Source organism: Amycolatopsis sp. NPDC026612 (assembly GCF_040638285.1).
In the GTDB taxonomy this organism is placed as follows: Bacteria; Actinomycetota; Actinomycetes; order Mycobacteriales; family Pseudonocardiaceae; genus Amycolatopsis.
Window position 1 is genome coordinate 1 of the sequence record NZ_JBEZYB010000141.1, and the last position, 12471, is coordinate 12471.

Below are 12471 nucleotides of genomic sequence, written 5' to 3' on the forward strand. Positions count from 1 at the left end.
CTGCGGCACCCGCGCGGCGTTACCGAGCCGCTGCGGGCGATCCAATGATGTTCCCGATCCCTTCTTTCCTGTGTTTTCCACTTACCGGGTACTGCACTACTACACAAACTGCACTACACACTGCACTACACAAACCGCTGATCGCTTCGGGCGCACCTGCTCCGCCCGGCTTCGGCGTGGGTTCCGCGGGGCCGGCATTACTGGTCGAACCTCTTCACAACCCGGCCCCGGGCTCACTGCCACGGTCACCAGCCGGAACCTTGAAACCTGGATCGGCCCCGTACTGCCTGACCATCTTGTCTCACCTCGCGGGTAGTTACGTCCTCTCCCGCGCCTGCTAGACGTTGTCTTCTCGGTACAAGAGGAACCTTACTCACACCCGCCGCCGAATGTCTACTCCACGCGGCATAGATTTTCTGCGGCGCGTCGGAGGCATCGAGGGGGCAGGGGTACATGACCATGAGCGACGAGGGCATGCACGATCCGCTGGGCGAGCGGTACGGCCTCGCGGGGGTGCGTGACCTGGGCGAGTACGCCGAGGCCCTGGCGCGGCTGCTGGAGCGCGGCCGGCGGGAGCAGTGCGTGGCCCTGATGTCGGAGGCGGAGGCCTACGCGGCGGCGGAACTGCTCGGGCAGTTCGCCCAGCAGGACCCGCTGGGCGGGTTGAACCGGCTCGCCGCGTCCCTCGCCAGCCGGCTGTACAGCCGGCTCGGCGCGTGACACACACCGTCGTGTACGCTCAGTGGTGTCCGAGAGTCTTTCGTGCGCAAGTGGTCAAACCTGCGCTGTCCTCGGAACCGGTTCGGCCGATCTCTTCACGGCCGCCGAACCACCCACGGCTGAAGCCGGGAGCCCACCACCGGACACGTCGCCGATCCGGCGAACATCCTCGTGACCGTCGCGGACCCGGACACCACCGGCAACAGTGCCCACCCGCTCCCCGCGGACGGCACCGCGGCCGAAACGCCGAGGGCGGCCTGCCGCCGCCCGCCTGAAGCACGCCACCGCCGGTGGCGTCCACGAAAGGATCCCCTGATCACCACTTCCACCGTGGACAGTTCGCTGTTCAGCCACCCGGCCGCCGAAGAACCCCGCCCCGAAGCGCACACCGCGCCCCAGGGCGACCGGTACGGGAGCCTGTTCCTCCAGCCCGTGTACACCCCGGGATCGTTCGCCGACGGCGAAGGCGCGCCCGGCCCGCAACGACGGTCCAGCGAGGCGGACACCCGGGCCCACGACCCGTCCGGGCGCCGCGGCCGCCGCTGACTCCGACGTCGTTCTCCGGCCGGCGCGGGCGATCTCCCGCCGCAGAGCAGGCGGTCGCCCGGCGCAGGCTGTGCGCCGCGATCGCCCCGCGGCCCGGGTGACGGCGGCCCGGGTGCCGGCCCGTCAGCCGCGCCGGTCGGCCCAGCCCGGGGGCAGGTCGCCCGGCGCCACCGCGATGACGTCCTCGTTGTTCTCGCCGACCTCTTCGAACAAGGTGATTTCGGCGAATTCCGGGACGATGTGGATCGGGTACGTCGGCCCCTGGTCGCGGTAGGCCCGCATCTCGCCGAGGTGCTCGTTCTGGAACAGCACCGTCCGCTCCCCGTGCTCCTCCACCCAGCGCGGGAAGAAGATCACGCCGTGCAGGGCGCGCCGCGCGGGCAGCACGTTCACCACGACGGACGTGCCGGTGGGCTCGTTCCACGAGACCTTGTAGTCGTCCTCGCCGAGCCGGACCAGGTCGACGCGCTGGTCCTTGACCCAGCGGCCGCCGACCATGCCCGAGTGGATGCGGTAGTCGATGGTCGTGGCGTTCTTGACGTACATCTCGTACTGCCAGCCGTTGGCGTAGGTGTAGACGAACCGGCGGCCGACGAGCCCGGACAGATCCTGCTCGGCGAGCAGCTGGGTGGTGGTGGTCATGACTGCCTCCTTCCCCTACGACTTTGCCACAAAATAGTTTTGTGGCAAACGTAAGGTGAGGCACACTGGGGTGGTGGACACCGCCGCCGTACTCAGCCGCCTGCTCGGCCCCCTCCGCCGTGCCGTCCTGCGTTCCGTGCGCACCGCGGCCGGGCTGCCGGACCTGCCGGAGGCCCAGATCGAACTCTTGCGCGTGCTCGTCGCGGACGGCCCGCTCAGCCCCCGCGAAGTGGCCGCGCGCCTGCACGTCGCGCCGTCCACGGTGAGCAACCTCGTCAAGGCCGTGGCCGTCGCCGGCCTGGTCGACCGCTCCCCCGACCCCGGCAACCTGCGCACCGTCCGCCTCGACGCGACACCCACGGCGAGCGACCTGCTGAACCGCTACGACCACACCAGCCGCGCCGCGCTCTCGCGGGTGATCGACGAACTGTCCGAACAGGACCGTGCCACGCTCGAGGCCGCCCTTCCCGTCCTGGCGAAACTCACCACCTCGCTCGACGGATCCGCCTGAGGGCCGGAACGGCGACGTCCGCTCACGAAGCGGTGCCCCCGCCGCCGATCCGGCTCCCCCCACGCTCCTGCGCCGCAGTCATGCCGTGCGCGGCGCATTCACCCACCGACCTCCACGGTCGCGACCGTGGAGGTCGGAGCTGCCGGCCGGCTCAGGAGACCGTCCACACCTGGCTCGAGGCACCCGTCCCGCCGAGCTGGGCCACCGGCGCCCCGCTCGCGGTCGACGACCCCGGCACCCCGATCACGAGGCCGCTGTTGACGTTCTCCAGGACGTACTGGCTGCCGGTGAGGCTGCCCACCAGATCCGCGGCCCACTGCTGGCCGGCGCCACCGGTGCAGGTCCACTGCTGCAGCTGGATTCCGTTCGCCGTCGACTGGTCGGGCACGTCGAGGCACAGCCCGCTGTTGACGTTGACCACCGTGAAGACGTTGTCGGCGAGCTTCGTCAGCCGCCACTGCTGGTTGGTGCCGCCGTGCGCGGGCCATTGGATGATCTTGCCGCCGGTCGCGGTGGAGGCGCCCGAAGCGTCCAGCGCCATCGAACTGCCGGCGTTCCTCAGCACGTGCGTCGTGGCACTCGGCAGGCCCGCGTTCGCCGACCACGTTCCCGCCTCGGCGTCAAGGTTCCAGCTCGGGTACTGGCCCAGGTTGACCGTCGTGCCGCGGATCGTGAGCGGAAGCCAGATCAGCGGCGAATTGCCCATGGCGTTGCCCGTCCAGCGATCACCCGCGTAGATGTAGGTGGTCGCCGCACTGCCCTGGACCGTGATGATGTTCGCGGTCTGGCTGTTGTAGGTGTTCGTGCCCGTCGCCGCGAAGTTCCGGAACGGCGACCACGGGCCGGCCAGCGACGTTGCGGTCGCGTACACGTTGTCGTTGGTGGCCCACCCGGTCAGGTGGGACGCCAGCAGGTAGTACGTCCCGCCGACCTTGACCACGGCCGGGGACTCGTAGTTCGGCAACGTCGCCACCGCGCTCGCCACCGACGTGTAGTCCGCGGACAGGCGGTAGATGCGCAGGCTGCGGCCGGCGTTCTCGCTCAGCAGGTAGGCGGTGCCGTCGGTGTCCTGGTACAGCCCGATGTCGCGGCTCTGGTTGCCCAGCGGCTGGAAGCTCCCCCGGTAGGTGTACGGGCCGCACGGCGTGGGACTGGTCGCCACGCCGACCCGCTGGTCGGAGTAGCTCGTGTTGTCGATGTGCAGGTACATCACGTACGTCCGGGTGGTGGCGTTGTAGAGGACCTTGGGCCGTTCGACGATGCGGTTCGGTCCGAGGTCACCACTGCTCTGCTTCGCCAGGGCGATCCCCTGGTGGGTCCAGTTCGCCAGATCGGTCGAGGAGTAGCAGGGGATGTCCTGGAAGGCGGTGTTGGCCGTGGTCTGGCCGGTCTTGTCCTCGCCGAAGCCGTACCAGGTGCTACCGACCTGGACGATGCCCAGGCCGTGCAGCTGCAGCGCGCGGCCCTCGGTGTCGGTGCGCGTGGCGCCGAGGGTGAACGTGTTCGCCACGGCCCGCGCCTGTGCCGCGGGCACCAGGACGCCGGCGAGGGTGGCGAGCAGGACGACGAGCAGAGCGAGTGGCCTGTGCGGGGACTGGTGCGGCGAGCCGGACATCCGGGCTCCTCTCCATGGACGGGACGGGGGACGTCAGCGCGCGGCGAAGTCCTGGTTGGTGCCCGGCGCGTTCTTGCACGGCCACTGGTCCAGCTGTTGCCCCGCGGTGCCACTGGCGCCGTAGACGTCCAGGCACAGACCGCTGTTCCGGTTCTTGAACTGCCACGAGCCGTCCGTCTGCCGCTGCGGCAGCCACAGGCTCGCCGGGGCACCGTTCGCCGGCTGCTGGACGATGTCCGGGACGCCCTGGGCCGTCGAGCTGCCGGCCACCGAGATGTCCTGGCCGGAGTTGTGCGCCCGCAGCTCGCCGTAGCCGTCGGCGGCCGCGACGAACCGGAACTGCTGGTTGCCCTGCCCGTTGCAGGCCCACTGGTCGACGACGGCGCCGGCGGTGCTCGAGTTGCCTGCCACGTCCACGCACAGGTTGTCGGAGGCGATCACCAGCGTGTGGTCGCCGGCCGGGAAGCCGCTCGTGCCGCCGGAGACGGTCCAGGTGAACGTCGCCGTCCCGGACGCGCCGGTGGTGTCCGTGGCGGTGACCGTCACGTCGTAGGTCCCGCCCGTCGCCGGTGTGCCGGTGATCAGGCCGGAGGAGGCGTTGATCGCCAGTCCCGGCGGCAGGCCGGTGACCGTGTAGGACAGGCTCTCCCCCGGCGCCGAGTCCGTGGCGCGGATCTGCACCCCGGCGATCGCCGTGCCGGCGGTCCCCGTCTGGTTGCCGGGACTGGTGACGGTGACCGTGTTGCCGTTCGGCGAGCCCGTGGGGGTCAGGTAGATGGCGAAGGCGTCATGGGAAGCCTGGAAGGCGAACGGGATCGTCACCGAGCCGCCGGAGGCGTTGACGCTCTGGCTGAACACCACCTGCGGTGCGCTCAGCGGCGCCTGGTCCGGGATCCGTTGCACCACGACGTTGACCGTGCCGTTGCCGGCCAGCCACGGCACCGAGGACAACCCGGTGAAGGCGACGGACGCGGGACCGGTGTACCCCTTCTCGTCACCGATGACGGCGACGGCCCGTTTCGCGACGCTGTCCTTGGCCGCCGAGATCGCCGTCGAGCCGACCTGCCCGGAGGTGTTCACCAGGGTGCCGGTCATGTCCGCGTAGTCGCGGAGCACCCACCAGTGGCCGGTCGGCAGCCAGTTCCCCCCGCTCTGGGTGAGGACGCCGGTCAGGTTCGGGGTCACGCAGCAGACCCAGTTGCCCCGCATCGCGTTGACGTAGTTCGACTGCGCGAACCGCGCCACGTACCAGGCCGTCACCCCGGCGGTCTGCCGGTCGGCCGGCTGGTATTCGTTGGCGGACAGCGGGATCGGCGAGAGCCCGTTGTTCGAGAGGTACCGGGTGATCGACTGGCCGACCTGCACCGGGTCGTCCCCGTCGCCCTCGTCGTGGTTGGTGATCTCGTCCGGCACGGTCCCGGCCGCCTTGGTGTGCGCCAGGAACGCGTTCCACTCCGCCGGGTTCTGGTCCGGCGTGAACGCCAGCGACGGCCCCACGATCAGGGCGCCCGGCGCGAGCCGGCGGATCTCCCGGTAGGCGGTGTCCCACATCTGGAAGTACTGCGGGCTGGACACCCCCCGCGTCCAGAACGCGGAGATGTCCGGCTCGTTCCAGATGTCGTAGGCGAACTTCAGGCCCGAGCCCTGCAACGCCCCCACCGTGGCGTCGATGAAGCTGATCCAGTTCGAGCAGTTGCCGTTGTCGCACGGGTACATGGTGTTCGACGGCTGACCGCCGTTCGCCCCGTAGATGTCGCTGACCAGCACCTGGTACTGGGCGTGGTAGGGCGGCTGGGTCAGCCGCTTCGCCTGCGCGATGATCGAGTTCAGGTCGGCCTTGGTGGCGCTGCCGTTCTGGTAGTTGTCCTTGATCCAGCCGCCGGAGAACCAGCCGCCACCGCGGAAGGCCGTGATGCCCAGCGGCTGCAGGTACTGGTCCGCCGGCTGCGTGCCGTCCTGGCTGATGCCGTACAGGAACCCCTCGCCGACCCCGGTCGAGGGCCCGCGCGCCGACGCGAGGTCGACCGTCATCGACTCACCGGCCGCCGCGTGCCCCGAAGCCGCCGGCACGAGCGGGAATGCCACCACCAGAACCGCTGCGACCGCAGACGCCAAGCGTCCCGATCGGAGTTTCGTCCTCATCGACTTCCTCCTGCGGCCGCGGGCCGGTCGTCGAACCGGTTCGCTCCATTGGGTCGCCGAATAGTACGAACCCGGTCGACAGCTGGTCAATGGCGTCTTGCTCGCGCCCGTCACGAGACCCGCTCCACGACGTTCGTCCCGGGCGCGATCAGGGCCCGGAAAACGTTGCTGTGATTGAACCTTCGACATCGGCGTCGACCTGATCCGGCACCCGGTCCGCAGCGGCGACGTCGCGCGGCGGCTGAAACTTACACGGCCACCGAAGGGGTCATCGAATCGGTTCGAACGAAGCGGCACCCTCGACCGGCCGTCGCCCGGCACACCGCCGTCGGAGCACTGCGGCGCCGGTCGCCGGACGAACCGGGCCAGCGGGCCCGGTCCGTCCACTTCGGACAGTAGAGCTCGCCCGGCCGAGGTCATCGGTAGCTCTCGAGCAGGTCGGCCAGTTCCGTGGGACGGCTGAGCGCGACGCAGTGACCGGCGGCGATCTCGTCCGGGACGATGCCGAGCCGTTCGACCGCCAGCCCGCGCAGGAAATCCGGCGGGAAGCAGCGGTCCTCGCTGCCCAGCACGAACCTGGTGGGGACGGCCGGCCACGCGGCCGGCGGCCACGGCTCGTTCATCGCGGCAGGCGACGGGTGGGCCCGCTCCCGGCGCAGCGCCTCGTCCGCGAGGGGACGCGGTACGTCGTGGTAGAAGCCGACGTGCGGGTCGGCGTTGCCGGTGCGGCCGCCGTCGCGCGCCGCCTGGGCCCGCACGGCCTCGCCGCAGCCGGTGTTGCGTCCCCAGTCGCCGGGGGACTCGCCGGGCGCGGGGATCATGGCGGCCACCAGAACCAGCAGTGCGGCGCCGAGCCGGTCGGCGACCAGCGGTGCGGTGAACCCGCCGAACGAGTGGCCGACGACGACCAGGTCCGTCCGGTGGCCGACGGCTTCGACCACCGCGTCGGCGTAGTCGGTGAGGGTGGCCGAGGCGTCGTCGGCGGGCAGGTCCGGAGCCACCACCTCGTGGCCACGGGCCCGGAGCTCGGCGGCGACCAGGTGCCAGGTCCAGCCGGCGTCGCCGGCACCGTGGATCAGCACATACGTCCTCATGCGGCACTGCCTTTCGGTCATGGTGGGTCCGGTGGGATCAGTCGTGCGCGGCGGTTCGGCGGCGCAGAGCCGGGGCGAGCGCCCGCCGGGCGGCGAACAGGGCGATCCCGCCGAGCGCGCACGCCGCGCCGAGGACCGTCGCTCCGGCCAGGTCGAGCAGGGCGGTTCCGGCCAGCGGGCCGAGCACCGCGCCGACGCTCCAGGTGGCCGAGGCGAGGCCCAGGTACCCGCCCCGCAGGTCGGCCGGCGCGAGGCCGGCGAACGTGTCGCCGAACCGGACCGCGATCCCGATCTGGCCGAGGGTCCAGACCAGGACGGATCCGGCGAAGCCGGCGGGGCCGTGGCTCACCGCGCCGAGCGCGGCGCCGGCCCCGACCAGGAGCATCGAACCGGCCGACACCGCGTCGGCACTGCGGCCGGCGAGCAGCCGGACCGCCCACGGCTGGCCGGCCACGACGGCGATCCCGTTCACCGCCAGCACCCCGCCGTACGTCGCGGGACCGAGACCGGCGGCCGTCATCAGCAGCGGCAACGTCGTGAACGTCTGCAGGAACAGGGTGAAGCAGCCGACGTGGATCGCCATCATCGCGAGCATCACCCGGTCACGCAGCACCGTGGGCGGCAGCGCCCGCCGCATCCGCACCGACCGCGCCGGGCGGGTTTCCGGCACGTGCCGCCAGACGATCAGCGCTGCGATCAGCGAGGCCGCCACGTTGATCCGGAACAGGAGTCCGTAGCCGGACCCGGCCAGCACCCCGGCCGTGACCGTGGCGACCGAGAAGCCGAGGTTGGCCGCCCAGTAGAGCAACCCGAAGGCGCGGATCCGCTGCCGCGCGGGCAGGTCGGCCACCACGGCCGACCCGGCCGGGCGGAACAGCTCCATCGTCAGCCCGACACCGGCGGCGGCCGCCCAGATCCCGGGCAGCGAATCCGCCGAGCCGAGCGCGACGAGCGCCGCCGCGGCACCCACGAATCCGACGAGCATCGTGGTCCGCCTGCCGATCCGGTCTCCCAGCCAGCCGCCGAGCACCTGGGAGCCGATGTCTCCCACACCGACCGCCGCGACCACCGCGGCCGACGGCGAGAAGTGCTGCGCCTGCGTCAGGTACAGCACCAGGAACGCCCGCACCACACCCCCGGCCCGGCCGACGAAGTGCGTGGCCGCCAGGGCCCAGACCAGGTGCGGCAGCCCCATGCGCGGCCAGGACGGCCGGCCCGGGAGGCCCGTGGCGGCCGGATCGATGGTGCTCGAGGTCGTCGTCATGACCAGCACGCTAGGTGCGCGGGTCCATGGCGAAAAGCGATGATTTCCGATGGAATCGATCGCTTCCGGCTATGTTAAGGAGCCATGGCCGACTTCGAGCTGCGTCACCTGAGGACCATGGCCGCGATCGCCGGGGAAGGAACGTTCGGGCAAGCGGCCGCCCGGCTCGGCTACACCCAGTCGTCGGTGAGCCAGCAGGTCGCCGCGCTGGAGAAGGCCGTCGGGGGCGCGGTCTTCGACCGGCCGGGCGGGCCGAAGCCCGTCCGGATCACGCCGCTCGGCGAGGTGGTCCTGGCCCACGGCCGCGAGCTGCTGACGCGCGCGGCGGCGCTCACCGACGCCGTCGACCGGTTCCGGGCGGGCCACGGGCGCATCGACATCGGCACCTTCCAGAGCGTGTCGAACCTGATCCTGCCGGTTGTCATCCGCCGGCTGCTGGACGAGCACCCCGGCTGCGACATCCGGCTTTCGGACGTGCCGCCGGAGGATCCGCGGATCGGGGAGCTGGACCTGCTGTTCCACGACGGCCCGGTCGACGGCGACGTCGAGCGCGTCAAGCTGTTCGACGAGCCGTACCTGCTGGTGACGGGCGAGGGCGCGGTGCCGGACGGCCCGGTCGGGGTGCCGGTCCTCGACGAGGCCCCGCTGGTCGCCTGGCCGCCCACCCACCACCAGCGGTGGCTGGAGCGGACGCTCGCCCGCACCGGCGCCCAGCCACGGTTCGTGTTCCGCACCACGGGCCACGAAACCATCCTGTCGATGGTGCGGGCGGGCATCGGCTGGGCGGTGCTGCCGTGGCTCGCGCTGCACGGACAGGACGCCTGGTCCGACGATCAGCTCGCCATCCACCCGCTGGAGCCCTCGCCCATCCGCGAACTGTCGCTGTACTGGCCCGCCGGCCGCACCGCGTCACCGCTCGGGATCCGGACGCGGGAGATCGCCGTCGACGTCGCGCGCGAGCTCGCCGAGCGGATGCCGGCGGCCGCCGGAGCCGACGATTCCGTCAGAAGCCGGGGAACACGCGGCGCAGGTCGTCGAGCGTGACACCGCCCTCGACGGTGACGCCGTGGTCGTACGGTGCCTTGAGCCGGCCACTGACCAGCCGGACGAACGCCTCCGCCGGGCCGTTGAACGTCGCGGTCGGCGCCTCGAGCTCGGTCACCACGGCGACCGCGTCGTCGATCACCACTGCAGCGCCGGGGACCGCGACCGACACCGGGTCCGCGAGCTCGGCCGGCTTCGCGAGGAAGCCCAGCAAGAAGCCCATGGGCCCGGTCAGGAGGTCGACGAGCACCTCGGCCGAGCCGGCGTCCACCCCGGCCTTCGGGTCGAAGGCCACGCGCACGTCCCACGAGTGGTTGGCCACCTCGTTGAGGCGCATGCCCAGCGCGGTCAGCAGCGGGACCGGCTCCGGCAGGAAGCCGAGGTCGACGGTCAGCGACGAGCGCTGCTCGGGCGTGAACGCTTCGACCGTTTCGAGCCAGCGGCCGTTGTGCTCGAGGAAGCCCTCGGCCTGCGCACGCGGCGCGGACGCGTCCCAGCGGCCCCAGATCGTCTGGTTGTCCTCGGCCGCCACGGTCTCTCCGGCGGCCCGCGCGATGGGCGCGCGGCCGATCTCGGCGCCGCTGCCGAGGTGGGAAAGAGCCTGGGCGACGGTCCATTCCGCGGCGCCGCTGGGCTGGGCCAGCTGGTCGTCGGTGAGGGTCCGGACGAGGCCGGCGAGCGTGTCGTGCTCGGAGCGGAGGGCGGCGATCGTGCGGTCCACGAGTTGGTTCATGCCACGCACAACTCCCGGACGGCCGCGTGTGTTCCACTGATCACCGCGTCGGCGCGAGTGTGGGCCCGGTGCGGCCCGATCAGCGGCGGCCGGCGGCCAGGATGACGAGGAACTGGCCGCCGCCCGGCTCGACGGCGGCGGTGACCGGCAGCCCCGGCACCAGCCGGGAGAACCGGTCCACCAGCCAATCCGCCGCTTCCCGGGCGTCCTGCTTCGTCGGGCACCGGGCCACCATCTCGCGGCCGCCCTTGCGCTCCAGCCGTCCGGCCACGGTGATCAGCGGCGCGGGTTCGACCACGTGCAGGCGGTCCGGCCAGGCGATGACCACCTTGACCGCGCCCTTGCGCGTGTTGCACCCGCGGTGCGCGAGCCGCTCGGCGACCTTGGCCTTCCGGTCGGCGGTCCGGCTGTCGACACTGGGCCCCCGCGGGTCGTTCACCGACATGTCCGGGTCGACCGGTTCGTCGCACACCCAGCATCGCCAGCCGTCGCGCTCGGCCACATCATCAAGGAGACTCACCCGGGCAAACTAGCCTGCCCGGCCGCGGACCCGCGCACGGCACCGACGGACGGCAGGCTCACGACGCCCGCCGAAGGGCGTGCGTGCCCGCTTTCTGCCGCCCGAGCGCGGTGCGGTCGAGGTAGCTCCGCTCAGGCCACGCGGAAGCTGCCCGCGCACGGATAGCCCGGCAGGCCGGCCTTCGCCGGTTTGCCCGGCCGCAGGTGACCCCGCAACCACAGCTGCCCGGTCTGCGCGACGTTCGTGGCCAGCGAAACGTCGGCGGTCAGCCGGAACCGCAACTGCCGGCCGTCCGGGTGCAGCGCCCAGCCGGTCAACCGGACCAGCCCGCGGGCACGCGGCACGAACGGGGCGTCCAGCGCGATCCGCAGCTCCACCCAGACGTCCTCGGTGATCGGACGGCGGACCCGCACGATGCTGACGAACATCAGCAAGCCCAGCATCAGGAACACCCCGCCGGCACCCGCGACACCGCCCACCGCGGCCGAGTCCGCGAGCCGGCCGGAGTCGAGCGGCACGGCCGACACCACGCCCAGCCCCGCCGCGCCCAGCACCGAGAACGTCACGCCGGAGACGATCAGCCGCCGGATCTGGGACGCCCGGAGCGCGGCGAGCACCGGATCACGCCGCGGCGGCGTCGGGTCGCGCGAGACGAGTTCGACGGGCGTGGCCCCCGGCGTCGGCGTGGCCTCGATCCGCGCGGTCCGCAACCACATGGCGCCGGGCACGCGGACGAACACCCGCCGGCCGGTGCCCAGCACCCACAGCCGCCGCTCGCCGGCCAGTTGCACCCGCGGCGCGTCCGGGAGCCGGGTGCGCAGCCACCGTCCGTCCGGCAACCGCACCGAAACCCGCATCCCCTTCACGAGCAACCCGTCCGGGGCGACGTCGAGCCGGTGGTACGGCTCCCCGGAAAGGTGCCGGACCCGGCGGTACAGGCTCAGGACGTAACACCACATCGCCAGCGAGCTGCCGAAGATGGCGAAGTAGAAGTACGGCAGCACATTCCCCGGCTGTTCGGTCAGCACGAGCACGACCCCGAAGGCGAGCAGCGCGCCACTGAGCCCGATGCGGACGACGGTCGCCTTGGTCAGCTCCCGGACGTACCCGGTGAACTGCGGTTCGGCCCCCGAAGGGACGTACGGCACGGGCTCGTGGACGCGGACTCTGCCCACCCCGGAAGCGATGTCCATGGCTCGTGGCCCCCAGTCGGTACGCGTGCTCGGTCGCGGCAGCGTACCCGGGGGTCCGCCCAGGACCGCCACCGAGCCGTCCGGCGACGATCCTGGGCGCTTTTCCGTTGCGGGTCAGGGCTTCTCGAAGTGCTGGTAGTCGATCGGGGTGTCCCAGGAGCCACCCCAGGTCCAGCCACGCGAGCTGAACGCCCGCTCGGTGACGTCACCCGCGTGGATCATGCCCGGCACGTTCTGCGTACGGTCGACATAAGGCGCCCCGTTGGGCGGATAAACCGCGCCACTGCCGGAAATGTAGGGGTTCTGCACGGTGTTGACGTCGATCGCGCGCCCATAGGAATGATTGGACCAGGCGGTGCCGCCGGTGATCGCCCGGCAGTTGAACGCCGAAGTGTTGTTCGCCGCCATCGACGCGTCGTCGTCCGAGTTGTACTTCTCCACGGTTTC

General features: G+C 71.7%; 13 protein-coding genes. 4 read left to right on the forward strand and 9 right to left on the reverse strand.

All coding sequences use genetic code 11. From position 1 onward, the window contains the following. Window positions 1-459 precede the first annotated feature (459 nt). Both AB0F15_RS43845 and AB0F15_RS43850 read left to right on the forward strand, forming a co-directional pair. Window positions 460-720 (forward strand): hypothetical protein, encoded by a 261-nt coding sequence (locus tag AB0F15_RS43845; RefSeq protein ID WP_360283688.1) that lies wholly within the window; start codon window positions 460-462, stop codon window positions 718-720. Between the two features lie 330 nt (window positions 721-1050). Continuing rightward, complete coding sequence (locus AB0F15_RS43850; protein WP_360283664.1) at window positions 1051-1266, forward strand: hypothetical protein; 216 nt, start codon at window positions 1051-1053, stop codon at window positions 1264-1266. Between the two features lie 123 nt (window positions 1267-1389). Here AB0F15_RS43850 and AB0F15_RS43855 read toward each other — a convergent pair whose 3' ends face one another. Then, window positions 1390-1908: a phenolic acid decarboxylase gene (locus AB0F15_RS43855; RefSeq protein ID WP_360283666.1), complete on the reverse strand. Its 519-nt coding sequence runs from the start codon at window positions 1906-1908 to the stop codon at window positions 1390-1392. A gap of 73 nt (window positions 1909-1981) precedes the next feature. Here AB0F15_RS43855 and AB0F15_RS43860 point away from each other — a divergent pair, with 73 nt between their 5' ends. Then, window positions 1982-2419 carry a MarR family winged helix-turn-helix transcriptional regulator gene (locus AB0F15_RS43860; protein ID WP_360283668.1) on the forward strand — a complete coding sequence of 146 codons (438 nt, stop codon included), beginning with the start codon at window positions 1982-1984 and terminating at the stop codon, window positions 2417-2419. A gap of 151 nt (window positions 2420-2570) precedes the next feature. Here AB0F15_RS43860 and AB0F15_RS43865 read toward each other — a convergent pair whose 3' ends face one another. From AB0F15_RS43865 to AB0F15_RS43880, 4 genes are all read right to left on the reverse strand, one after another. Continuing rightward, entirely contained in the window at window positions 2571-4034 is a 1464-nt protein-coding gene (locus AB0F15_RS43865) for an RICIN domain-containing protein (RefSeq protein WP_360283670.1), read from the reverse strand. 33 nt (window positions 4035-4067) lie between these two features. Beyond that, entirely contained in the window at window positions 4068-6119 is a 2052-nt protein-coding gene (locus AB0F15_RS43870; protein ID WP_360283672.1) for an RICIN domain-containing protein, read from the reverse strand. Between the two features lie 473 nt (window positions 6120-6592). Further along, the gene (locus AB0F15_RS43875; protein WP_360283674.1) at window positions 6593-7270 is read right to left on the reverse strand and encodes an alpha/beta hydrolase; all 678 of its coding nucleotides are present in this window, start codon (window positions 7268-7270) and stop codon (window positions 6593-6595) included. Window positions 7271-7307: 37 nt separating this feature from the next. Beyond that, entirely contained in the window at window positions 7308-8534 is a 1227-nt protein-coding gene (locus tag AB0F15_RS43880; protein WP_360283676.1) for an MFS transporter, read from the reverse strand. A gap of 84 nt (window positions 8535-8618) precedes the next feature. Here AB0F15_RS43880 and AB0F15_RS43885 point away from each other — a divergent pair, with 84 nt between their 5' ends. Then, the gene (locus AB0F15_RS43885) at window positions 8619-9578 is read left to right on the forward strand and encodes a LysR family transcriptional regulator (protein ID WP_360283678.1); all 960 of its coding nucleotides are present in this window, start codon (window positions 8619-8621) and stop codon (window positions 9576-9578) included. Here the strand turns inward: AB0F15_RS43885 and AB0F15_RS43890 are convergent. From AB0F15_RS43890 to AB0F15_RS43905, 4 genes are all read right to left on the reverse strand, one after another. Next, window positions 9538-10311 (reverse strand): maleylpyruvate isomerase family mycothiol-dependent enzyme, encoded by a 774-nt coding sequence (locus AB0F15_RS43890; RefSeq protein WP_360283680.1) that lies wholly within the window; start codon window positions 10309-10311, stop codon window positions 9538-9540. The genes AB0F15_RS43885 and AB0F15_RS43890 overlap by 41 nt on opposite strands. 79 nt (window positions 10312-10390) lie before the next feature. Further along, window positions 10391-10831 (reverse strand): hypothetical protein, encoded by a 441-nt coding sequence (locus tag AB0F15_RS43895; protein WP_360283682.1) that lies wholly within the window; start codon window positions 10829-10831, stop codon window positions 10391-10393. Window positions 10832-10962: 131 nt separating this feature from the next. Continuing rightward, a complete protein-coding gene (locus AB0F15_RS43900) occupies window positions 10963-12024 on the reverse strand; it encodes a hypothetical protein (protein ID WP_360283684.1) in 1062 nt (353 codons plus the stop codon). 114 nt (window positions 12025-12138) lie between these two features. After that, on the reverse strand, window positions 12139-12471 hold a 333-nt coding region (locus AB0F15_RS43905; RefSeq protein WP_360283686.1), incomplete at its 5' end, for a M15 family metallopeptidase.